This is a genomic window from Mycolicibacterium llatzerense (assembly GCF_025331195.1).
In the GTDB taxonomy this organism is placed as follows: Bacteria; Actinomycetota; Actinomycetes; order Mycobacteriales; family Mycobacteriaceae; genus Mycobacterium; species Mycobacterium llatzerense.
On sequence record NZ_LXOV01000001.1, the window covers coordinates 340,187 to 362,337 of the forward strand.

A 22,151-nucleotide genomic window follows, 5' to 3' on the forward strand; every position below is an offset into this window, starting at 1 on the left:
TCGACGCCCGGTCGCGTGATTCTGCAATTGCGTAAATAATGCCAAATTTCCGCACCCCACGTGCAGAAATCGGTCCCCTTCCCGCCGGAGAAGGGGGCCGATCCGTTTTGCGTCAGGCGGCGGCTTTCGCCGCGGCCGAGTTGCGCTACCGCTAGATCCGGGTAAGTCCGAGAACCGGAATCGTCCGCGCAGTCTTCCGCTCATATTCAGCGAAGTTCTCGAAGCGGTCGGCCTGCGTCTGGTAGATGCGGTCCCGTTCAGCACCGTGCACCTCGCGCACCCGAACCCCGTACCTGGCGGGCCCGATTTCGACTGACACCTGCTCGGGATGGGCCACCGCGTTGTGGTACCAGGCCGAGCTCGTGTCCTTGCCGTTGTTGGATGCGAAGACGTAGATCTCGTCGCCGTCAGACTTCTGGTACGCCATCGGGTTCAGTCGCGGCTGGCCGGACTTGGCTCCGACGGTGTGCAGGATCAGCATGTCGAACTGGGCGAACCAGCCATCGACCGCGCCGTTTTCGCGGATCTGGCTGATCACGTCGTTGTGGAAATCCGTCTCGTCTCCGGAAGTGCTCATGACTCCATGATGTCGCCGCCGACCACCTATGTCAATCAAATTGATATAGGTGGAAGTGTGTTGCCGACCACTCTCATCGGCCCCGTCGCCAGGAACTAGCGGTCGAGCTCGCGAAGGCCGGCGACGGTGTCCGCGAGTGTGATCCGCGGATCGCGGTAGGTGACGCCGAGTTCCCGTTCGCTTGGCGTGTCGTCGGACTCCGGCATCTGCGTGAAGTACTGCATGCCTGCTTCGGTGAACGGCGCACCGTACGGCAGATAGGGACCGAGCCGGTCGAACAACCGGCCCGCGCCGCGCAGCAGCGAACCAGGCACCGGGACGTTGACGACGCGCTTGTCGCCGGCCTCGCTGAGCAGCTTCACCAGTTCGGCGATCGGAATCCGATGACCGCCGGCCATGTAGCGGCGCGGTCCGCGTTCCGGCTCGAGCAGCGCGACGTGCAGGGCAGCGAGGTCGCGAACGTCCACGACCGACCAGGCCGCGTCTCCGCCTGCCGGAATCGCCCCGAATTGCAGGGCCGCGGCAACGCCCTCCCCGGCTTCACCGAACTGGTCGCCGACCGGCGGACCCAGCACCATCCCGGGATAGGTCACGTTCACCGGCGCGCCGCCGTCCTGCATTCCCCGGGCGTAGATGTCGACCTGCGCTTTGGAACGTCCGTAGCCGTCGGTGCCGCCGACCACCGGCAGGTCCGCTTCCAGGGTTTGCAGGCCGGGGTGAAACAGCGCGGTGAAGCTCGAGACGTGAATGATCGGATCGAGTCCGAGCGCCGCGGCGCCCCCGAGCACATTGCGGGTGCCGTCCATGTTGGTGGCCAGCATCTGTGCCGTCTGGCTCGGATCGGTGGCGACCAGGGCGGCGGCGTGCAGGACGGCGTCGCACCCGTCGAGTGCCCGCATGACCGAATCGCGATCGGTGATGTCACCGACCGCGTAGTCGGAAACGTCGACGCCGAGTTTGGCGACGCTGGTGTGCAGCCGGTCCGGATTGCGCACCAGGAACCGAACCGAATGTCCGGCGTCTGCAATCGCTTTCGCGCTCTACCCGCCGACAAATCCAGTGCCACCCGTGATCAGCACGCGCACGATCCAACCCCCTACTGTTGCGAGAACCCCCGTTGCGGAGCCGACGCTACGGCCGGCAGCGGCGCCATTGGCGCCCGTCGCCCGCGCTCCGGGAGCGACCTTGGTCACGTGACCGCCCATTGGGACACGATCCGCCCGCGGCTGGTCACACACAGCCCACTGGCCTCACTTACATCACGAACGCGCCGTCACCGCGAGCCCGAATACCCGGTCGACGGCTCGCCAACTAACATGAGGCGTCCCCCGCCCCCGGGGACCTGTCGAAAATCCCGATGCCGCTGATCAGCGTGGGTGCAATTTTTAGTCGCGGAACGCGCCTACCCCGATTTCGGAACGCGCCGGATCTACCCCACCGCGGGGACCGCGGGTTGCTGGTCAAGCCAGTCGGCCATCTCCAATGGCGTGCGTGGCAGGACGGTGCCGAAGATGTCCAGTTCACGACTCGACCTGACCGCGTGCATCGCCTTCTTGTCCGAAAAACGGCATCACAGTAGGCAACGGCGACGGCCAGCGCGTCGATGTCATGCACGTCGTTCGTGCTCCATTTGTTGGACGCGTTCTTGAAGTAGTGAACCTTCATGGCGATCGCCACGGGCAGTCCACGCGCGGCGAGCTCGTTCTGCTCAAAAGCTTTCAGCCGCGCAACGAAGGTCTATCGCCGCTCGACTACCACATTAGATATGGCCCGCCGGCCATCTCGACGGACGCCTCGGTCTTCGTCATCCCTATCCGCGCGCATTGGCATGATCAGCTCTTCCCCGAGTGTGCATCTGATGCCGTCGGGGATCAGCTCACGTTCCCCGACATCGCCGGCCAAGCAACTCGACCGTGGGGGAACGCGTTACGAAAAGCCCACTTGTGCAACGCTCCAACCAATCAGATGCGCCCTGGCGATGTCATCTTGTTTCTACCGGTCGGGCCTGCAGGTCGTTTCGGTTGTCGGCGTCGTCGAGCACGCGCACCGCACATCCTCTCCGACGAAGTGCTCAATCTCGTTGCGGGTCGCACGGTTTACGGTACCGACGACATCTCAGAGCTGGCGGCACATTCCCGCGGTGTACTAATCCTGCTGTTTCGTAAGGATCGCGGCGTCGAGCCACCGTGGACCGACTCGGAACTCATTGCCAACGGTGTGCTCAAGGGGCCGCCACAAACGGTAACCAAGGTGAAGGAGGTTGGCACCCAATGGGTTCACCAACAACTGGCCGACAGGTAGTGCTCTCCATCCACCCCCAGTTCGCTGAGGCGATCATGGACGGGCGGAAACTTGTTGAGTTCCGGAAGCGGCCGCTCGCGAACGACGTAACTATTGTTTGGGTGTACGCCACTGCGCCCGTTCAACGGGTCATCGGGTACTTCGAAGTCGACCGCACGGTTACCGCGGCGCCGCATGTACTTTGGCGCAGATTTTCCAAAGTGGGATGCATCGAACGCATCGCCCTTCGATCGCTACTACGCGGGCTACCCTGCTGGCGCAGGCATCGGTATCAGATCAGCCGTTCGACTTGAGAGTCCGCTCGCCATCTCCGATCTTCTGCCGTCTGGCGTGCCTCCGCAGAGCTTCGCCTACGTAAGCCCATTCGTTGCCGACCGGCCGACCGGCGAGCCAACTAGTGTCGCGCGTCATTAATTAGTTGACAGTGTGGGATGATGGTGTATGCCGTCATCTGCACTGCTGATCAGTCCTGAAGATCGTGTGACGTTGGAGTCGTGGGTTCGGTCCTCGACGATGCCTGCCGGACGTGTGGAGCGGGCGCGGATCGTGTTGGCGGTTGCCGATGGCGCGGGGACCTCGAGTGCGGCCCGGCAGGTCGGGGTGTCGCGTCCGACCGTGATCAAGTGGCGGGATCGGTTCGCCGCGTTGGGCATTGACGGTCTGGACGATGAGCCGCGCAGCGGTCGGCCCAAGACGGTCGACGATGCGGCGATCCTGGCAGCCACACTCGACCCGCCCCCGGATTCGCTGGCGGTGACCCACTGGTCGAGCCGGCTGCTGGGAAAGCACTTGGGTGTCGGGGGTGCCACGGTGGCCCGCGCGTGGCGCCGCTACGGGGTCAAACCGTGGCGCCGGCAGACGTTCAAGTTCTCCACCGATCCGGAGCTGGAAGCCAAAGTCCGTGATATGGTGGGTTTGTATCTGAACCCGCCCGAGAAGGCGATCGTGTTGTGCGTGGACGAGAAAAGCCAGATCCAGGCCTTGAACCGGACCCAGCCGATCCTGCCGATGCGTCCGGGTCTGCCCGAGAAAGCCACCCACGACTACCAGCGCAACGGCACCGCCACCTTGTTCGCGGCGCTGGAGATCGCGACCGGGAAAGTGACCGACCGCTGCTACGAGCGCCACGGCAAGGCCGAATTCCTGGACTTCCTCAAGACCGTCGCCCGCGCCTACCCGCGGCGGCGGTTGCACGTGGTGTGCGACAACTACCACACCCACAAACACGCGGACATCAACGCGTGGCTGGCCAAAAATCCGCGTGTGACACTGCATTTCACCCCGACATCAGGATCCTGGCTGAACATGGTCGAAGTGTTCTTCTCGATCATCACCCGCCAAGCGATCCGCCGGGGATCATTCGACAGCGTCAAAGAACTCATCGGGGCCATCACCACATTCATCGACGGCTGGAATCAGCGCTGCCACCCGTTCGTGTGGACCAAGACCGCAGAAGAAATCCTGCCACACGCCCGTAAAACAAATTCAGACGCGCGACACTAGCCCGCACTTGACCCAATCCCTGGCATCGATGCGTGACATGACGATCACACTGGTGGATACGCGGGGGGCGGATAAACACCGCGAAGAGCCCAGGGTAGCCAGGTGAAGAAGTATTCGACCTCGTCACTGGCGTCGTAATCCGGAACAGGATCCATGGCTGCACCTACCTCTCGGAGCGCACTGCTGAATCCGATGATGGCGACGGCTCGGCCGCAAACCAGCGGACACACAAGAACGTTGTTGTTGTTGCGCAACATGATTCGATTGGAGCACCAATGCCCACGTGGCTCATGCGGGCGCCCCGTAGACGGCGACGACGACCGACCGGTCGATGCTGTTTTCCGACCAGACCCCCATCAGGGTGTAGGCGCAGTTACTCATGATCGTCATGGCAGCGGGGTCGTAGTACCACTGGTTGAGGATGTCAATGTTGTTGATCGCGAGCGCCGGATTGATCGCGACCGTTTCGGCTACGGCACCCCTGAAGCCCGCGGCACGTGCTCGGTCAGTCACGGTGGAACCGTCAGATCCGATGTCTCCGTCGAGGTTTCGGTTCGCCATGAGGTCATCGGCGTGCCATACGGCCGCCAACTGTAGCTGCGGAAAGCTGCGCACGTCGTTGGTGCAGCCGGCTTGATGTTGGATGGTGTACACGTTGGCCACCACGCTGTTGTCGAGGCGCTTGTTGTCCGCGCGCGCAGTACCCGGGAGCGCGCCACTTGCGTGCGGTGTCCACACCGATGCCCAGCATGGCCGCGATCGCCGCGTTCGACACGCCCTCGGCGGCCCGCAGCACGATGGTGGCTCGCTGGACAAGGCGATGCTCGGTGCGCCCGGCCCGGACCATGCGGCCCAGTTCACGGCGCTGTGAACCGGTCAGCGTTATCCGTTCCGTGCTGATCGGCGGCATCCTCACGCTCCAACCTGAAGTCCCAACAGTCACTTCAGTTTCAAGCTTCCCCGGATACGAGCTGGTTCACGACACGCCCGTCGGGCAGGATCAGTGCTCATGGCCGCACCACCGCCGTCGACGAAAACCTCGCTGCAGCAGCGGTTGTCTCAACGCGCCCGCGACCGGTGGCCGCAGCTGACCGGTGTCGATGTGCGGTTTCGCGCCCAATTCGCCTACGTCAGCGGAGAATTCGCCGACGGCGAGGTTCTCCCGCTGATGCGGCTGCGCTACGGAGGATCCGCCGTCCGCTGGGGCTTCGCGATCTACCTGGCAAGCAAGAACGGCTACGAGGACACCGTCCTGCCGACCGGATACACCGCAGGGTCGCCTGAGGATGGACTCGACACCGCCTGCGGCCTCTACCTGGGCGACCCGACCGCCTGGACCTGACCCCCGACGAACTTATGGGCGAGACCACTTAGTGATCGGCGCTGCGGAGTTCAACGATCATTGGCGCCACGGCGGGAATTGCCAAGGAAGCGGCACATGGAAGATCAGCACTGCAGATGCGGCGCAGAACCCGAGGAACGCGGGGATCACCAGGATCATCGACGTACGCAAGTAGCGGATAGTCGCGGCGACTTCGCTACTCTCCCATTGACGCAGATCATTTTCCGTCGAGATTGCTTTGAACGCGGGCCAGCCAAATGATGCCTGTAAGGCCAGAGAGAACGACGCGACTGCGCCAAAGCCCACACCGTTACGCCAGTTCTCTGCAGTGGTGCGCACCGATGGCAGCTGTTGGGAAATCAGTACGTCGATGCGCGCCGTAGCCGCGATCTCAGCATCGGTGGCTTCCCGAACCCGTAGAACACAGTATGGCTTGCGGCACATCATCGAGTGATTTCGATAGTCCCGGACTGTCCGCAGCCTGTGACGCTCGCCCACGGGCTACTGGAATGGGTCCCGGAAGCCGCCGGACAAGGTAGTGCCGTATCGGCCGCGCAAGCAGATCAGTGACTGGATCAACACTCCTACCCCTACCGTGACCGGGTCTGCGGCCGAGACGACGCCGAGCGCAACCTCACGGTTCCTGACGATGAGCATGTCACGGCGCCAACGCTATGGGTAGTCGAGCTGTCTACACCCAGTGCGGCAACGGAATTGACATAACATTCAAACACGACCCCGGCGCCAACCTGTTCGAGTAGCTGCTGGGTTTGCCATCTCGATGGTCGCCATCGCGTCGCCGCCCTTGGTATACGAAGGCTGTCCATCCCCCCCGCGCTACCACCAAAGAGGGGGATGAATGTCAATCGTCGCCAGATTAGCTCTGATGAGGAGCCGAAAACCACGCAGGAGGTTGTTGTGGCGAACTACAGAGATCCGACCGATCATTTCCGCACCACGCTGCCGCACACGGGTGAACGCTTCATCGACATCTACAGCTGGCCGGGAGTCATCTCCATCGTGCTCGGTGCGCTGGCACTGATCGGCGGCGTGGCCGCCGCCGCCTACCAGCAAAGTGATTGGGTTCCCACCGCCGGCATTGTGGGCATCTGTGCGATCGTCGGCGGCATCGCATGGCTCGTTCTCGAGCACCGGCGCGTGGTAAGCATCGAAAATCGCTGGCACGCCGAACACCCCGACGACAACACCTCCGCGTGAGGGGAATGCGCACGCCCGGCGGCGACGGTCCTCGCTGGTCGCCACGGCGTTTACGCTGTAGCTACCTGTAATCCCAAATTTCTGCTGACCAGTGTGGTTTGTCAGCAGCTTTGCGGCGTTCAAGGGTCGTTGCCGCTGCGCTTCCACCTAGGCCTGCCGCGCATACTGTCTGCGGTCCGTCACGTACCCATGTGTTCCTGTCCACGCCCGGCAATCACGCGCCCCTGGCGCCACCGCCGATTCCGCTAGATCGCAACAGCGGGTCGCCGCTGCGATCTGCTGGGTTATGACGCAACAGATCTGGCAATCAGTTCGACAGAGTTCCTGTGCCTGATCCGTGCCGCGCCGCTCGTCCCATACTCAGCGAACATTCGATGCCGACTCGCTTGCGGCGGGCGCACAGCAACACAATCCCCCGCCCAACAACCCACGTGAGGGGAGTATCCGAGCGAACTTCGGCGGATGCTGAACCAGCGAAACCACCACGCCTACAACGGATCGGATAGCCAGATGGACAAGGTTTACACCTGTGTCGATTGGGTCGTAATGACGGCTACCCGCCCGCCGCTTGCGGGTGACCGAGTCAGGGTGTCGCACGGAGTCTTTGGCAGACTCGGCCGAGTGTCGTCGACTTCGGCCGGTCACTTCGTTATACGCTACGACGACGGTGCCCGCGAAGTCATCGATCCTACCCGCCGCCAACTCTGGGTTCAGCAGTGATGCACTAGCGATGACCAGTGCGCCGGCATGCCGAGCGATGCCGAATGGGCGCCGCTGCGAACCCTAACTTGACGGCCAACACGCCCGGTCGCCCCGGCCGGAATTTTTCAAGGTGGATGAGTCCAGTGGGCGTTAGGCGGCTGTCGTGTCGGTCTCTGGGTGCTGTTCTGGGCTGGTCGGTTGATCCAGGCGGTGTCGGGCAGGTGGAGGATTTTCGGGACCGCGATGGTGCCGAAGCGGTGTGGGTGTCGGGCGCGGGCGTCGGCGAGCACGGCCCGCCGGTCGGCGGCTTTGTCGGTGGCCAACCCGTAGTGCACGTCGGCCGGTGTGTGCAGTCCGATGCCGGTGTGACGATGCTCGTGGTTGTACCACTGCGCGAAGGTGTCCATGAATTGCCTTGCCTCGCAGAGGGATCCGAACCGTTCAGGAAACTGGGGCCCGTACTTCAAAGTCTTGAACAACGCCTCGGAGTACGGGTTGTCGTTGGATACCCGTGGCCGCGAATGTGACCGGGTGACCTCGAGATCGGCGAGCAGCGTGGCGACGGTCTTGCTGGTCATCGACGTTCCCCGATCGGCGTGCACGACCTGCGGGACGCCGTGGACGGTGAAGACCTGCTCCATCAGTTCGGTTGCCAGAACACCGGATTCGTGGGCGTGGACGTGGACCCCGACGATGTAGCGGGAGTAGATGTCGATCATCACGTACGCGTCGAAGTAGGTGCCCTTCCCCGGGCCCGCGAGCTTGGTGATGTCCCACGAATACACCTGCTGCGGTGCGGTCGCGACCAGCTCCGGGCACACCTTCGCCGGGTGCCGTGCCAGCCGCCGGCGCTCAGCGACCATCGTGTTCTCTCCCAACACCCGATACATCGTGGACACCGAACACAGATAGACGCCCTCGTCGAGCAGTTGGGCATAGATCTGCAGCGGCGCGAGATCGACGAACCGGTCGCTGGTGAGCACCTCAAGGACCCGGCGCCGTTCGGCATCGGTGAGTTTGTTGACCGGCTGCACCGCAGGCTCGGCGCAGACTGCGGCTGTGAGCGCCGTCGCGGCGTTGCGCCGCCGGGTCGCGGTCGAGCGGACCAGCCCGGTCAATGTGGCTGCCCGCCTTGTCGATACACCATGTCCGGTCAGCATTGCGAAGGTCTCGGTCAGCGCTTCTTGCGCTGCTCGTCGGAATCCGCTCTCTCGGACAGTGACTCCAAGAGAGCATGTGCTTTTCCCATGATGTCCAGGGCGGCCTCGGTGGTGGACAACCGCTTACTCATCCGGGCGTTCTCCCGCGTCAGCCGCGCGATCTCGGCCTGCTCGGCGGTCAGCCTGCCGACCTTCTCGCCGGGCCGCTTACCCGCCAGCACACCGGCGTCACGTTGCTTGCGCCACTCGCTGATCAACGACGAATACAAGCCCTCCCGCCGCAAATAAGCGCCACCCTCGCCGTGCTCGCACGCTTGCTCGTAGGCCGACAGGTGCGCGAGTTTGTCCGACGCGGTGAACACGCGGCGCCGCCGCGGCCCGTCGGCTCTGGGGTGGGTCGGATCCATCCGTTCATTGTCATTCACCGAGGAAATCGTGGAGCTGGTCATGATGTGCCGATCCGTATCTCGCCCCACGTCAGGCCGATTTGCTCTAAACCAGTGGACTCAACTCACCCTGACACGCAGGGGGCTGATAAGAATCGCATGCCAGTTGTTCACCAGCCGCGCTCGGCGAGCCGGTGCGGCTCGGGCACATCCTCCACGTTGATACCGACCATGGCCTCACCCAGACCGCGCGACACCTTGGCCAGCGTGTCCGGGTCGTCATAGAAGGTGGTGGCCTTGACGATCGCGGCCGCGCGGGCCGCCGGGTCACCGGACTTGAAGATGCCAGAACCGACGAACACGCCCTCGGCGCCCAGCTGCATCATCATCGCGGCGTCGGCCGGGGTGGCGATGCCACCGGCGGTGAACATCGTGACCGGCAGCTTGCCGGCCCGCGCCACCTCGACCACCAGCTCGTACGGCGCCTGCAATTCCTTTGCCGCAACGTACAGTTCGTCCTCCGACAGCGATGAGAGCCGACGGATTTCGCCGCCGATCTTGCGCATGTGCGTGGTCGCATTGGAGACATCTCCGGTACCGGCCTCGCCCTTGGAACGGATCATCGCCGCACCTTCCGCGATCCGGCGCAGCGCCTCGCCCAGGTTGGTCGCACCACACACGAACGGCACGGTGAAGCGCCACTTGTCGATGTGGTGGGTGTAGTCGGCCGGGGTCAGCACCTCGGACTCGTCGATATAGTCCACACCGAGGCTCTGCAGGATCTGCGCCTCGACGAAATGACCGATCCGGGCCTTGGCCATCACCGGGATGGTGACCGCGGAGATGATGGCCTCGATCATGTCGGGGTCGCTCATCCGCGACACCCCGCCCTGCGCGCGGATGTCGGCGGGGACGCGCTCGAGCGCTATCACCGCGACCGCGCCGGCACCTTCGGCGATCCGGGCCTGCTCCGGTGTGACGACGTCCATGATGACGCCGCCCTTGAGCATCTCGGCCATGCCGCGCTTGACCCGAGCGGTGCCGATCATGGCTGTGGCCTGTCGTTCTGTGGTGGTCATCGTGCCCCCAAACTCAAGTAGCGGATGTCCGGTCACAGCCGAACAGTACTGGGATAGAGTCAAATTCAATGTATCTGGCGCGAAAACGTCACACCAACGAGAGGTCGTCGTACCTTCCGTGACGGCGCGCAATTCACGGTAGTGCGCTTGTTGTCGCTGTACAGGTGACGCCGACGCTTTCGACCGGCGATGACATGGCCGTCGCACTCTCCTCGGTGGCCAGCGTGCCCTTGCCGGGCAACAGCATTCGTATCCCCGACACGCCAACACTCGGTGATTCAGATGTCCTTCTTGTTTGGTTGATCTCAGGCACGTTATAGGGAACGGGCGGCTCTTAACTCACCCAGGAGGTGGACGTCGCGGGTGATTCAATCAAGTACTTGGTTGATTATGCGCGGCTTAATCTCAATAGACGTGTTCAGTAATCAAGTGGCAACATTCCGAAGATGAGTGTTCACGGCTCAACAGGAGCTGGGCTGCTGCCGCCTGCCCGTCGTTGCAGCGCCGATTGCGATCCGGGCCCGGAGTCCACAGATGCGAGATAGCAAAGGTACGATTTCCCATCTCGCCGACGAAGAGAGCATCGCACAGATCAACGCCACGCGGAGCGACCGGTGGCCATGCAACAACTGGGGCAGCCCTGCCATGGCGTTGTCGTTCATCGCCAATCAGCCCGTCGAGGAGTCCGGACTCCGACTTGACCGCGGCGAAATAGGCAACCACACAATCGAATACGGTATCCCGCGCGATGTCACCGAGCGACCATCCGGCCACCTCCACGACTTACCATGACGGAAGCGGTCGTGAAAACGGAATCCGGCGAAAGTATCTCGATGATCGGCGGACACCAGGTGCAGGTCAGTAGAGAAGGTTCCACGGCGGGCCGCACGGTCGTCTTACTCGATGCATTGCCGAACGAGACCTCGCAATATCAAGGCGTTTTGGCGCGACTACAGGTAGCGAAGGTCCGCACCGTCGTCATCGCGTCGGAAGGGCCCGCCGCGGCCAAGGCGGTCATCGGAATCTTGGATGCGCTCGGGGTCCAGTGCGCCGTCCTTGTCGGCGCCCGCGACGACGCCGAGACGGCGTGGACAACGACGGCACACCACCCGGAACGGATCATTGGTTTGGTGGTGGTCGACCGCGGGCGTGCGAAGGCACCTAACATGACTTGCACCATCTGTCAGGAGCACTGCCCGCCCGTATTTACGGATACCACGGCCCTCGTCAGTACAGCTGCCGCCAAATCGATCGCTCAGGCCAGTCGGCGCCACGTGCACGGCGATTTCCGGATCGCAGAGTTGGTCAGCAGGAGAGGTTCTCGCGAATTCACCGCACAGCTGAGCACCGAGATAATACTGCGTGCCTTTTCAGGATGACGGAGCGGCTAACCCGTTCGGCGGTGCCGCGCAGCCAAACGCCGACTTATTGCCCGGTGGCGGCGGCAGGCGCGTTGACCGACCATTTTTCTTCGATCTTAGCGAAGCGCCAGATCAGCAGGGACGCAATCCAGGTGACGATGAAGAGCCCGACAACGATGAAGCCAAGCAGGTTGATGTCCAGGCCATTGATCCAATCCCAGAAGCTGCCGGTCAAGCTGAGTTGTCGAGCAAGCAGGCCAAGGAGTTCGATGCCGCCGATGATCAGAGCGACCGCGATCGACAGGCCGGTGATGGTGATGTTGTAGTACACCTTGCGAACGGGCTTCAGAAACGCCCAACCGTAGGCGAAGTTCATGAACGTGCCATCAGCAGTGTCCAGCAGACTCATCCCGGCGGCGAACAGGATCGGCAGGCATAGGATCGCGTACCAGGGCAGCCCGGCGGCGGCGCTGGTGCCGGCCAGCACCAACAGGGCGACTTCGGTGGCGGTATCAAAACCCAGCCCGAACAGGACCCCGACCGGGTACATTTGCCACGGCCTGGTGATCGACTTCATCAGGCCACCGAAGATGCGGTTCATGAAACCCCGCTTGTTGAGCTGGTCTTCGAGTTCGGTTTCGTTGTAGCTGCCCGAGCGCATTTCCCGGAACACCTTCAGGATGCCCACCAGGACGAAGCTGTTGATGATCGCGATGAGGAACAGGAACGCCCCCGACACGCTGGTGCCGATCAGGCCGGTGTAGTGGTGCAGCGCCGATCCATCGTCCTCGACTGGGCCGATGATCGTCTTGACACCGATGGACAGCAGCAGCGCGAGTCCGAATACCACCGTGGAATGGCCCAGGGAGAAGTAAAACCCGACCGACAGCGGTCGCTGGCCGTCGGACATCAGCTTGCGGGTGGTGTTATCGATCGCCGAAATGTGGTCGGCGTCAAAGGCATGCCGCAATCCGAGTGTGTAGGCAGTCAAGCCGACACCCAAGCCCAGGGTCTTATCGCCCAGGCTGAAATGTTGCGGAGCCACGAACGCGGCCAGGGTGACCCAGCCGATCAGGTGTAACGCCGCGATCACTGTGACCATAGCGGCCATGCGGAGCCACTCATCCCCGGTCAGCGAGGCCCGGATCGTCGCCAGACGGGAGCGATTCGGTTCGACAGCGGTGCTCGACATAGGGACGTCCTCTCGTGGATCCGCACGCAGTACAGAACACGCCGACGCTATTTGCAGCTCACGGCTTCTTGCAAGCGATTCGCAAATAATGTGGCGGACAATTCGCACACGAAGCTGTCGCGAACGGTCAAGAATCGCTGGAACGGCTCGTGGGAGACCCAGGGGTTTACAGGCGCTCTCGTCCGAGTTTCCTGCACTGCTCTCCAACACAAGTGTCATTTGGCTCGACGATGACCAGTCCTGGAGACTGAACCCATGGTCGAGCAGGTACCCGGTCAGGACAGCCATCGCATTGAGCGGATTGGCGAGTTGTTGCGCGCCCACGGTCTGCGTAGGACCGTGCCCCGCATCGCCGTACTGGTCGCGATCGAGCCGATCCACGGACACCTCAGTGTTTCCGACATCCATCAACGCCTCATAGAGACGGCCGCGCATGATGCCCAGCCACCCGATCTGGCGACCGTGTATCGAACGGTAACAACGCTCGTTGGGCACGGCGTGCTGCACTCCCTGACGGTCGAAGGCGGCACCACCACATACGGTCTGGCCAAAGACGCTCATCATCACGCGGTGTGCACCCAATGCGGTGCCGTCATCGAAATCCCCGCGCAACGCCTGACCCGCGCATTACGGAGTGCAAGCGCAGCCAGCGCCTTCACCCTGTCCGAGGAGGCGGGCTTGACACTGCACGGATTGTGCCCACGGTGCCAGGAGGCGCAATGACTCGTGACACCCCGGCATTCAACATATTTGGCCGCCGATCAGGTCACGCTTACAGAGCCACCAGCTCAGCTTTGCGCCGTTCCACCATCCGCAGAATCATCGGAGTAAAGACGAGCTGCATCGCGAGGTCCATCTTGCCGCCGGGGCACACGATGGTGTTGGGCCGAGACATGAACGAATCATGCAGCATCGACAGCAGATACGGGAAGTCGATGCCGTGCGGGTCGCGGAACCTGATGATCAGCATCGACTCATCGGGCGACGGAACACTTCTGGCGATGAACGGATTAGAAGTATCGACAACCGGTACCCGCTGAAAGTTGACGTCGGTGGCGGAAAACTGTGGGCAGATGTAGTTCACGTAATCGGGCATGCGTCGCAGGATGGTATCGGCGACCGCCTCCGAGCTGTATCCCCGAACTACCTTGTCGCGGTGGAGTTTTTGAATCCATTCCAGGTTTATCACCGGGACGACACCGATACGCAGATCCGCGTGGCGAGCGACATCGACGGAGTCGGTGATGATTGCTCCGTGCAGCCCCTCATAGAACAGCACGTCGGTGTCGTCTGGTATCGGCTCCCACGGCGTGAAGGTCCCCGGCTCCTGGCCGTAGGGCTCGGCCTCTTTTTCGTCGTGCAGATACTTGCGGACCTTTCCCGTTCCTGTCTCGGAATACGTGCGGAACAGGTCTTCGAGCTCCTCAAAAAGGTTTGACTCAGGGCCGAAATGGCTGAACGTATGTTCGCCGCGGGCATGCGCCTCAACGATCTCCGCTTTCATGGCAAGCCGGTCGAAACGATGGAAGCTGTCGCCCTCGACGTAGGCGACGTTGATACCTTCACGCCGAAAAATCTGTTGGAAGGTCCGCATCACCGATGTGGTGCCCGCCCCCGACGAGCCGGTGACCGAAACAATGGGATGTACGCGTGACATGGTCAGCTGACCTCTTCCCTGAACAGGCCCCGTGTCTTATACAGGGGCAGCGTCGTTGGCGGTTCGTACGGCTGGTCGTGGTATTCCTCGATCCGGGCCACCTCTTCGCTCGGACCGAAGATGAACGAAATGCGCTGGTGGATATCACTGGGAACGACATCAAGCATCCGCTGGCGCCCGGTGCTCGCCGCGCCGCCGGCCTGCTCGATCAGGAAGGCGATTGGGTTCGCTTCGTACAGCAGTCGCAGCTTGCCGGCCTTCGCAGGCGCCCGCGAATCGCGGGGGTACAGGAATATCCCGCCGCGGGTCAGGATTCGATGCGTCTCGGCCACCAGGGACGCGACCCAACGCATGTTGAAATCCCGCTGGCGCGGCCCCGATTTTCCGGCAAGACACTCCGAAACGTACCGCTGAACGGCTGGCTCCCAGAACCTCTGGTTCGACGCGTTGATGGCGAATTCCTTGGCGGCCGCAGGGATTTTTATCGACTCGCGGGTGAGGAAAAACTCACCCAGGTTGGGGTCCAGCGTGAACGCGTGCACACCGGTCCCAACCGAGAGCACGATCATCGTCGAGGGACCGTAGATCGCATACCCGGCGCACACCTGCTCGGTTCCCCGTTGCAGGAAATCGTCCCTGACTGGGTCGATGCCGGGATTCGGTGCGCGCAGAATCGAGAAGATGCTCCCGACCGACACGTTGACGTCGATATTCGACGAGCCGTCCAGCGGATCGAACACCAGCAGGTATTTACCGCGGGGATATCCGTCGGGCAGCAGGTACGGATCGTCGAGTTCCTCCGACACCATGCCGGCAACGTCGCCGCACCATTCGGTGGCCCGCACAAAATAGTCGTTGGCCAGGATATCCAATTTCTGCTGAGTCTCGCCCTGCACATTCACCTGACCGGCCGAACCGAGTGCGCCGCCGAGCGCGCCGGAGGCCACCCGGTTGGCTATCGCCTTGCATGCCAACGCAACATCGAGAATCAGGCTGTTCAGTTCGCCAGACGCACCGGGGTGGCGTCGGCGCTCTTCTATCAGAAACTGGACCAGCGTGGTGCGTTCGGTCAACATGTTCCGAGGATGGCGTGTCTCGACTCACCAGCCATCCCCAATCTGGGTGGCAGTTCGGGTGGCACCTTCGGCTACGCGCCGGTAAGGCGTTACCTCGCGCGCCGAACGCGGTTGCGGAACCATTCGACCAGCGCCGGGTCGGTGAGCCGATCCGTGACGAGTGCGGCCCCCGACAGGTCGTCGTCGCGGGTGTACGTGTTGTGCGCGGCCACACAGCGCAGACCGGCGGCGAGCGCTGCCGCAACGCCGTTCGCCGAATCCTCGACGGCAACCGCACTCTCCGGCGGACAACTGGTCCGTGCCAGTACCTCCAGGTACACCGCAGGGCTGGGTTTGAGATCGGAAACCTCTGTTCCGGTGATCACCGTGTGGAACCTGTCTCCGAAAATGCGATCAAGCAACGGTTCGACCCAGGCGCGGGTGCCCGTCGTCGCCACATGGATCTGAACACCGCTCGCCGCAAGCTCATCGATCAGCTGGTGGGCGCCGGGGCGGGCCTGCACGCGCCCGTCCCGCACCAGCTGCCGCATGATCTCCGTCTTACGCTTGTGCAACCGCTGCGCGAGCTCGTCAGCCTCCACGGGTCCTCTGCCGGCGTTCTTGAACCAGAACGCCAACCGTCTCGCGCCGCCGGTGATCTTCAGCAGTTGCCCGTAGGTAGCCACATCCCAGCGATCGGGCAAACCGGCTTCCGCAAACGCCGCGTTGAAGGCAACCCGGTGACCATCTCGTTCACTGTCGACGAGTGTGCCGTCGACGTCGAAGATGACTGCTACCAGAGGGCTCATCGGTCATCGCCGCGCGGCCGCCGCGGTGGCGCGCAACTGTTTCACCGCGGCCGCCTTGCCATCGGGGTAGCCATACATCCAGGATCCGGAGATGAAGACGTCCGCACCGGCGGCGGCCGCCCCCGAGATGGTGCGGTCGGTGATGCCGCCGTCGACCTCGAGCTCGACGGGCAACCCGGAGTCGTCGATCATCCGGCGCAATCGCGCGACCTTCGGCTCAACGGACGCGATATAAGACTGGCCGCCGAATCCCGGGTTGACGGTCATCGCCAGAACCAGGTCCGCCACGGGCAGAACATGTTCGACGACCTCGGCGGGTGTGTGCGGGTTGAGCGCGACGCCGCTGCGGGAGCCCAGGTCGCGGATGCGCGCGAGCGTGCGATGCAGGTGCGCGCAGGCCTCGGCATGCACGATGACGAGCTCGCATCCCGCGTCGACGTACCGGCCGATGAGTTCGTCGGGATTGACGACCATGAGGTGGGCTTCGAACCCGACCGTGCTGTGCCGACGCGTCGCCGCGATGACGTCGGGGCCGAAGGTGAGATTGGGTACGAACACACCGTCCATGACGTCCCACTGGATCCGGTCCACCCCTGCCTCGCAGAGCTCGCGGACTTCGTCGCCGAGGCGGGCGAAGTCGGCGGGTAGTACCGACGGCACGATGAGCGGTTGGCTAGCGGCGCTTGTTGGCGTGGGCACTGTCGTTCGCGTGGGCGTCGTCATGGTCGCGGCCTTTCTGATCCGGTGCCTTCATCCGATCTCGCCACAACCGCGCCGCACACACCCACGTGGGTGGAGAACCGGGTGATATCGCGGCTCAGCGCAGCGCGCGCAGCAGCGGTAAAGCGGCCTCGGCCAATCGGATCGGGTCGATCGGGTACGGCACCGCGGCGTCAGCCTTCGACCAGTGCGCCAACCAGGCGTCGTCCGGGCGGCCGGTCAGGATCAGGATCGCCGGGCACTGGTCGACCTCGTCCCTGAGCCTCTTGGCAATGCCGATCCCGCCCGCCGGGGTGGCTTCGCCGTCCAAGATGGCCAGGTCGACATGGCCTGCATAGGTCCGCTCAATGACGATCGCGCCAGTCGCGACCTCGCGGTAGTCGATGTCCGGCAGGTCGGCGGCTGGGCGGGTGCCCAGCGCTTGGATGATCTGCCGACGAGTTCGGGCATTGTCGCTGTAAACCAGCACGCGCAGACGCGCTCGGCCCTGCGCCGTCGTGGCCTCTGCCATTGAGAATCTCCTAGTGAGAATTCGTCCGGTGCTCCGGTGTACCAGACTCACCGCAGGAATGCGCCGGCGTTGTTCGCCAGGTCCAGCAGCGGCTGCGGCATGACACCGAGCACGACCGTCGCAGCGACACCCACCAGAATGGCCGCGGCGGTCAACGAACTCGGCGCCGCCACCTGCGGTCCGTCGGGGTGTGGTGTGACGAAGAACATCAGCAGGATGACGCGCGCATAGACGAATGCGGCGACGGCACTGCCGAATACACCGATGATCACCAAGGGGATAGCACCGCCCTCTCCGGCGGCTTTGAACACCGCGAACTTTGCGACGAAGCCGCTGGTGAGCGGAATTCCGGCGAATGACAGCAGGAACACCGAGAACAGTCCGCCCAGCAGCGGTGCGCGCCGTCCGAGTCCGGCCCAGCGGGCCAGCTCGGCGTCCTCCTCGCCCCCAGGCGCGCGTACCAGCGTGAGGATGGCGAAGGCCCCGAGCGCACTGAAGCCGTAGGCGACGAGGTAGACCAACGTCGAGGACAATCCGGTGCTGTTGGCGGCGACCACCCCCATCAGGATGAAGCCGACTTGGGCCACCGCGGAGTAGGCGAGCATTCGCTTGACGTCGGTCTGGGTGACAACCATGATCGAACCCGCCAGCACGGTGAGGATCACGATCGCCCACAAGACGGGGCGCCAATCGTCTCGGATCCCGGGCAGTGCGACGTAGAAGATGCGCAGCATGGCGCCGAATGCAGCGATCTTGGTAGCGGCAGCCATGAAAGCGGCGATCGCTGTCGGGGCACCCTGATAGACGTCGGGGATCCACGAATGAAACGGCACCGCACCGACTTTGAACAGCACACCGACCGCCAGCAGACCTGTCCCCACCAACGTCATCGACATGTTGACGGACCCGGCGGATACCGCGTCGCCGATCCCGGCCAGCGACAGCGTGCCCGCGCCGCCGTAGAGCATCGCACTGCCGTACAGGAAGATCGCCGACGAAAATGCGCCCAGCAGAAAGTATTTCAGTGCTGCTTCCTGGGAAAGCACGCGACGATGCCGGGCCAGTCCGCACAGCAGATACAGCGGCAGCGAGAACACCTCGAGCGCGACGAACATCGTCAGCAGGTCATTGGCGGCCGGAAAGAGCAACATCCCGCCGACGGCGAACATGGTCAGCGGGAAGACCTCGGTCTGGCTGACCCCCGCCCTGCTCGCCGCCAATTGGACGGCGCTCCCGGGGGCCGCCGACGCCTGCGGGGTGAAACCGCCTAGCCCGCCCGAAGAGTCCCGCTCGGCAATGAGCAGGACCGCCAACAGGCCGATCAACACAACGGTGCCCTGCAGCAGCAGGGTCGGCCCGTCGACCGCGACCGCTCCCCCTACCGCAATTTGCCGGGTTCCGGCGAGCACGATAACGGCGACCAATGCCGGGATCATTGCGCCGATACTGAGCATTAGTTGCACCCGGTAGCGGTGCCTCCTGGGTAAGAACGCCTCGACGAGCACACCGGCGACTGCCGCGCCGAACACGATCAGCATTGGCGAGAGCACGCCGTATTCGACGGACGGAATCCGGACGCTCACTTCACCGGTCCTTTCGCCGTGACCGGCGCGGGGTCGGTCTGTCCGATGGTGGTCAAAGTGTGAGCGACCGACGGATTGATCACGTCCAGAACGGGTTTGGGGTAGATCCCGAGCAGCAGCAGAAGTGCGATCAGCGGCGCGACAACGGCCGCCTCGCGGGGCAGCAGATCGCGCAACCGCTCATTGCCGTCTCGCACCGGGCCGGTCATCATGCGCTGGTACAGCCACAAGATATACACCGACGACAGGACCAAGGCGATCGAGGCGATCACCGCAAAGACCGGATAGCGGGTGAATGTGCCTATCAGGACCAGGAGTTCGCTGACGAAAGGCGCCAGCCCAGGTAGCGCCAGGGTGGCCAAGCCGGCGACCAGGAAGGTACCGGCCAACACCGGCGCGACTTTCTGCACCCCACCAAAATCGGCGATGGCCCGACTGCCCCGCCTCGACACCAGGAATCCGGCGATGAGAAACAGTGCCGCGGTGGCGATGCCGTGATTGACCATGTAGAGCGTGGAGCCGGATTGGCCCTGGCTGGTCATCACGAAGATACCCAGGACGATGAAGCCGAAATGTGAGATCGAGGTGTAGGCAATCAGCCGCATCACGTCCGTCTGCCCGATCGCCACGATCGCGCCGTAGATGATCGCTATGACGGCCAGGGTCAGGATGGCCGGCCGGAAATACGTTGCGGCATTGGGAAACAACTGCAGACAGTAGCGCAACATGCCGAAGGTGCCGACCTTGTCGACAACGCCCATCATCAGCACCGCAGTCGCCGGTGTCGTCTCCACCGCCGCACCCGGCAACCACGTATGGAACGGCCACAACGGCGCCTTCACGGCAAACGCGAACATGAATCCCAGGAACAGCGCGTCGAGTACCGCCGGGTTGGCCTTCAACTGGCCGCTGGAGACCAGCGTCACCAAGGCGCGGAAATCAAAGGTGCCGCCGCCGAGCCCGTCGCTTCGCATGGTCACCACGTACAGCACGATTATCGCGGCGAGCATGATCAACCCGCCAAAAAGGTTGTACAACAGGAACTTGAGTGCGGCTCGGGATCGGTGCTCCGTGCCTTCCGGCGACGTGTCCCTGCCGAAGCCGCCGACGAGGAAGTACAGCGGAATGAGCATCGCCTCGAAGAACACGAAGAACAGCAGCACGTCCAGCGCGACCAGGGAGATCAGCACCGTGGACTCGACGGCCAACGTCAGTGCGACGTAGGTGTGCGTGGACCGGCCCACATCGCCCGCATCGTTCCAGCCGGCAACCAGCAGCAGCGGCACCAGCGTGGCGGTGAGCACGACGAGTGCCAGCGCGATCCCGTCGATTCCGAGGGTATAGCCGGTACCGAAGGAGGGGATCCATGCGTGGTTCTCGACGAACTGGTACCGATCACCCACCGGGTCGAACTGGACCGCCAGCGAAATCGCAACGGCGAGCACCACAGTGGACACAACGACGGCGGCATACTTGGCCAGGTGCCGCGCGGTCCCGGGCAGCACCACGATGCCGATGGCGCCCGCCATCGGCAGCACCCACAGCACGCTCAACCAGGGAAAGTGATTCACCACATCCTCACTAGGGCCAACGCGGCCACCACCAGGGTGGCGCCGACGAACACCGAAAGTGCATACGACCTTGCGAATCCGTTCTGCAGCAGCCGGATCCGAACCGAGGATCCTGCGACCAGTCCGGCCACGCCCTCCACGATTCGGTCGATCCCGCGGTTGTCGACGCTGACCAGCGAACGGCTCAGTGCCTGTCCGGGGCGCATGAACACGGCCTCGTTGAAGGCGTCCCCGTAGAGGTCCTGGCGGGCGGCGGTCGTCGGTCCCGAAACCCAGGACGTGGCGATACCGGACACTGGCCGGACGGCGTACTTGATGCAGGCGATGAGGACACCGACGGCGACGACGGACATGGTGACGGTGGTCATGATCCAGACCGGGATGCCGTGGTCCGCAACGTGGATGCCGGCGGGATTGACCACCGGCTCCAGCCAGTTGGCCAGTCGGCCGCCGATGGCCAGCAGGGCGCCGGCACTCACCGAACCCACTGCGAGGATCACCATCGGCGCGGTCATGATGGCCGGTGATTCGTGGGGGTGGGCGCCCTGTTTCCAACGTTTTCGACCGAAGAACGTCATCAGCATCACCCGGGTCATGTAGAAGGCGGTGATCGCCGCACCCAACAGAGCGATGCCGCCGAGCAGCGCACCGCGCAGACCGCCTGCGGCGAAGGCGGTTTCGATGATGGCGTCCTTGGAGTAGAACCCGGCCAGCGGGGGCACCCCGATGATCGCCAGGTAGCCCAGGCCGAACGTGACGAAGGTGACCGGCATCAGGGCGCGCAGCCCGCCGTAGTGGCGCATGTCGACCTCGTCGTCCATCGCATGCATCACCGACCCGGCGCCCAGGAACAGTCCGGCCTTGAAGAACCCGTGCGTCAACAGGTGCATGATGGCCACGGCGTAGCCCGCCGGACCCAGCCCGGCGGCCAACACCATGTAGCCGATCTGGCTCATCGTGGAGGCCGCCAGCGCCTTTTTGATGTCGTCCTTGGCGCAGCCGATGATCGCCCCGAACAACAGGGTGGCAGCCCCGACAATCGTGACCGCCAATTGTGCGTTGGGGGCCAGGTTGAATACCGGGCCGGAGCGCACGATCAGGTACACCCCCGCGGTGACCATGGTCGCCGCGTGGATCAGGGCCGAGACCGGGGTGGGACCCTCCATGGCATCACCGAGCCAGGATTGCAGCGGCAACTGCGCGCTCTTGGCGCACGCCGCCAACAGCAATAACAACCCGAGGGCGGTCAACGTCGCTGGGGAGGCCGCCGGAGCGCCACGGAACACCCCGGCGTAGGACAACGTGCCGAATTGGGCGAACATCACCATCACCGCGATCGCCAACCCGACATCGCCGACCCGGTTGACGATGAACGCCTTCTTGGCCGCCGACGCCGCCGACGGCTTGTGCGACCAGAACCCAAT

General features: G+C 63.5%; 22 protein-coding genes and 1 pseudogene. 6 read left to right on the top strand and 17 right to left on the bottom strand.

What is annotated here, in order from left to right:
* Nucleotides 1-151 precede the first annotated feature (151 nt).
* Complete coding sequence (locus tag A7G45_RS01930; protein WP_260933005.1) at nt 152-577, bottom strand: nitroreductase family deazaflavin-dependent oxidoreductase; 426 nt, start codon at nt 575-577, stop codon at nt 152-154.
* Nucleotides 578-672: 95 nt separating this feature from the next.
* Nucleotides 673-1,605 (bottom strand): NAD-dependent epimerase/dehydratase family protein, encoded by a 933-nt coding sequence (locus A7G45_RS01935; RefSeq protein WP_260937897.1) that lies wholly within the window; start codon nt 1,603-1,605, stop codon nt 673-675.
* Between the two features lie 580 nt (nt 1,606-2,185).
* Between A7G45_RS01935 and A7G45_RS01940 the strand changes: the two genes are divergently transcribed.
* Nucleotides 2,186-2,878: a hypothetical protein gene (locus tag A7G45_RS01940; protein ID WP_260933009.1), complete on the top strand. Its 693-nt coding sequence runs from the start codon at nt 2,186-2,188 to the stop codon at nt 2,876-2,878.
* A gap of 441 nt (nt 2,879-3,319) precedes the next feature.
* Complete coding sequence (locus A7G45_RS01945) at nt 3,320-4,381, top strand: IS630 family transposase (protein ID WP_260933012.1); 1,062 nt, start codon at nt 3,320-3,322, stop codon at nt 4,379-4,381.
* Nucleotides 4,382-4,669: 288 nt separating this feature from the next.
* On the opposite strand, the gene A7G45_RS01955 is transcribed toward A7G45_RS01945, so the two are convergent.
* Complete coding sequence (locus tag A7G45_RS01955; RefSeq protein WP_260933014.1) at nt 4,670-5,119, bottom strand: CAP domain-containing protein; 450 nt, start codon at nt 5,117-5,119, stop codon at nt 4,670-4,672.
* Nucleotides 5,120-5,138: 19 nt separating this feature from the next.
* Nucleotides 5,139-5,291, bottom strand: a pseudogene (locus A7G45_RS32465) (hypothetical protein); the annotation flags it as partial.
* Between the two features lie 99 nt (nt 5,292-5,390).
* Between A7G45_RS32465 and A7G45_RS01965 the strand changes: the two are divergent.
* Nucleotides 5,391-5,723 carry a hypothetical protein gene (locus tag A7G45_RS01965; protein ID WP_260933017.1) on the top strand — a complete coding sequence of 111 codons (333 nt, stop codon included), beginning with the start codon at nt 5,391-5,393 and terminating at the stop codon, nt 5,721-5,723.
* 57 nt (nt 5,724-5,780) lie between these two features.
* Here the strand turns inward: A7G45_RS01965 and A7G45_RS01970 are convergent, their stop codons facing one another.
* The gene (locus tag A7G45_RS01970; protein ID WP_260933020.1) at nt 5,781-6,170 is read right to left on the bottom strand and encodes a hypothetical protein; all 390 of its coding nucleotides are present in this window, start codon (nt 6,168-6,170) and stop codon (nt 5,781-5,783) included.
* Between the two features lie 408 nt (nt 6,171-6,578).
* On the opposite strand from A7G45_RS01970, the gene usfY reads away from it, so the two are divergent.
* Nucleotides 6,579-6,941 carry a protein UsfY gene (gene usfY, locus A7G45_RS01975; protein WP_260933023.1) on the top strand — a complete coding sequence of 121 codons (363 nt, stop codon included), beginning with the start codon at nt 6,579-6,581 and terminating at the stop codon, nt 6,939-6,941.
* Between the two features lie 827 nt (nt 6,942-7,768).
* Here usfY and A7G45_RS01980 read toward each other — a convergent pair.
* From A7G45_RS01980 to A7G45_RS01990, 3 genes are all read right to left on the bottom strand, one after another.
* A protein-coding gene (locus tag A7G45_RS01980; protein WP_260937899.1) for an IS3 family transposase occupies nt 7,769-9,210 on the bottom strand; the annotation gives its coding sequence in 2 pieces (ribosomal slippage) (nt 7,769-8,844 and nt 8,844-9,210; 1,443 coding nt in all).
* A 149-nt stretch (nt 9,211-9,359) separates the two neighbouring features.
* The gene (pdxS, locus tag A7G45_RS01985) at nt 9,360-10,268 is read right to left on the bottom strand and encodes a pyridoxal 5'-phosphate synthase lyase subunit PdxS (protein WP_276554706.1); all 909 of its coding nucleotides are present in this window, start codon (nt 10,266-10,268) and stop codon (nt 9,360-9,362) included.
* Between the two features lie 405 nt (nt 10,269-10,673).
* Nucleotides 10,674-11,048 (bottom strand): hypothetical protein, encoded by a 375-nt coding sequence (locus A7G45_RS01990; RefSeq protein WP_260933026.1) that lies wholly within the window; start codon nt 11,046-11,048, stop codon nt 10,674-10,676.
* Between the two features lie 23 nt (nt 11,049-11,071).
* Between A7G45_RS01990 and A7G45_RS01995 the strand changes: the two genes are divergently transcribed.
* Nucleotides 11,072-11,647: an alpha/beta fold hydrolase gene (locus A7G45_RS01995; RefSeq protein WP_260933029.1), complete on the top strand. Its 576-nt coding sequence runs from the start codon at nt 11,072-11,074 to the stop codon at nt 11,645-11,647.
* Nucleotides 11,648-11,693: 46 nt separating this feature from the next.
* Here the strand turns inward: A7G45_RS01995 and nicT are convergent, their stop codons facing one another.
* Nucleotides 11,694-12,821, bottom strand: coding sequence for a Nickel transporter NicT (gene nicT, locus A7G45_RS02000; protein ID WP_260937903.1), 1,128 nt, complete (start codon nt 12,819-12,821; stop codon nt 11,694-11,696).
* A 255-nt stretch (nt 12,822-13,076) separates the two neighbouring features.
* Between nicT and A7G45_RS02005 the strand changes: the two genes are divergently transcribed.
* On the top strand, nt 13,077-13,544 hold the full coding sequence (locus A7G45_RS02005; protein WP_260933032.1) for a Fur family transcriptional regulator: 468 nt from the start codon (nt 13,077-13,079) through the stop codon (nt 13,542-13,544).
* Between the two features lie 49 nt (nt 13,545-13,593).
* On the opposite strand, the gene A7G45_RS02010 is transcribed toward A7G45_RS02005, so the two are convergent.
* The 8 genes from A7G45_RS02010 to nuoL all read right to left on the bottom strand — a co-directional run.
* The gene (locus A7G45_RS02010) at nt 13,594-14,478 is read right to left on the bottom strand and encodes a phosphoribulokinase (RefSeq protein ID WP_260933035.1); all 885 of its coding nucleotides are present in this window, start codon (nt 14,476-14,478) and stop codon (nt 13,594-13,596) included.
* A gap of 2 nt (nt 14,479-14,480) precedes the next feature.
* Nucleotides 14,481-15,554 (bottom strand): class 1 fructose-bisphosphatase, encoded by a 1,074-nt coding sequence (locus A7G45_RS02015; RefSeq protein WP_260933038.1) that lies wholly within the window; start codon nt 15,552-15,554, stop codon nt 14,481-14,483.
* An 89-nt stretch (nt 15,555-15,643) separates the two neighbouring features.
* Nucleotides 15,644-16,342 (bottom strand): HAD-IA family hydrolase, encoded by a 699-nt coding sequence (locus A7G45_RS02020; RefSeq protein WP_260933041.1) that lies wholly within the window; start codon nt 16,340-16,342, stop codon nt 15,644-15,646.
* A gap of 3 nt (nt 16,343-16,345) precedes the next feature.
* Nucleotides 16,346-17,065 (bottom strand): ribulose-phosphate 3-epimerase, encoded by a 720-nt coding sequence (gene rpe, locus A7G45_RS02025; protein ID WP_260933043.1) that lies wholly within the window; start codon nt 17,063-17,065, stop codon nt 16,346-16,348.
* A 94-nt stretch (nt 17,066-17,159) separates the two neighbouring features.
* Nucleotides 17,160-17,573 (bottom strand): hypothetical protein, encoded by a 414-nt coding sequence (locus A7G45_RS02030; protein ID WP_260933046.1) that lies wholly within the window; start codon nt 17,571-17,573, stop codon nt 17,160-17,162.
* A gap of 47 nt (nt 17,574-17,620) precedes the next feature.
* Nucleotides 17,621-19,156, bottom strand: a complete 1,536-nt coding sequence (nuoN, locus tag A7G45_RS02035) for an NADH-quinone oxidoreductase subunit NuoN (protein ID WP_260933049.1) — start codon at nt 19,154-19,156, stop codon at nt 17,621-17,623.
* A complete protein-coding gene (locus tag A7G45_RS02040; RefSeq protein ID WP_260933052.1) occupies nt 19,153-20,730 on the bottom strand; it encodes an NADH-quinone oxidoreductase subunit M in 1,578 nt (525 codons plus the stop codon). Before A7G45_RS02040 ends, nuoN begins: the two co-directional genes overlap by 4 nt.
* On the bottom strand, nt 20,724-22,151 hold a 1,428-nt coding region (nuoL, locus tag A7G45_RS02045; protein WP_260933055.1), incomplete at its 5' end, for an NADH-quinone oxidoreductase subunit L. The genes A7G45_RS02040 and nuoL, both read right to left, overlap by 7 nt.

Bases quoted from the DNA above. Each gene is read 5' to 3' on its own strand.
- A7G45_RS01930 (WP_260933005.1), bottom strand. From the start codon at position 577: ATGAGCACTTCCGGAGACGAGACGGATTTCCACAACGACGTGATCAGC.
- A7G45_RS01940 (WP_260933009.1), top strand. From the start codon at position 2,186: ATGCACGTCGTTCGTGCTCCATTTGTTGGACGCGTTCTTGAAGTAGTG.
- A7G45_RS01945 (WP_260933012.1), top strand. From the start codon at position 3,320: ATGCCGTCATCTGCACTGCTGATCAGTCCTGAAGATCGTGTGACGTTG.
- A7G45_RS01965 (WP_260933017.1), top strand. From the start codon at position 5,391: ATGGCCGCACCACCGCCGTCGACGAAAACCTCGCTGCAGCAGCGGTTG.
- A7G45_RS01970 (WP_260933020.1), bottom strand. From the start codon at position 6,170: ATGATGTGCCGCAAGCCATACTGTGTTCTACGGGTTCGGGAAGCCACC.
- usfY (WP_260933023.1), top strand. From the start codon at position 6,579: ATGAATGTCAATCGTCGCCAGATTAGCTCTGATGAGGAGCCGAAAACC.
- pdxS (WP_276554706.1), bottom strand. From the start codon at position 10,268: ATGACCACCACAGAACGACAGGCCACAGCCATGATCGGCACCGCTCGG.
- nicT (WP_260937903.1), bottom strand. From the start codon at position 12,821: ATGTCGAGCACCGCTGTCGAACCGAATCGCTCCCGTCTGGCGACGATC.
- A7G45_RS02005 (WP_260933032.1), top strand. From the start codon at position 13,077: ATGGTCGAGCAGGTACCCGGTCAGGACAGCCATCGCATTGAGCGGATT.
- A7G45_RS02010 (WP_260933035.1), bottom strand. From the start codon at position 14,478: ATGTCACGCGTACATCCCATTGTTTCGGTCACCGGCTCGTCGGGGGCG.
- A7G45_RS02015 (WP_260933038.1), bottom strand. From the start codon at position 15,554: ATGTTGACCGAACGCACCACGCTGGTCCAGTTTCTGATAGAAGAGCGC.
- A7G45_RS02020 (WP_260933041.1), bottom strand. From the start codon at position 16,342: ATGAGCCCTCTGGTAGCAGTCATCTTCGACGTCGACGGCACACTCGTC.
- rpe (WP_260933043.1), bottom strand. From the start codon at position 17,065: ATGACGACGCCCACGCGAACGACAGTGCCCACGCCAACAAGCGCCGCT.
- A7G45_RS02030 (WP_260933046.1), bottom strand. From the start codon at position 17,573: ATGGCAGAGGCCACGACGGCGCAGGGCCGAGCGCGTCTGCGCGTGCTG.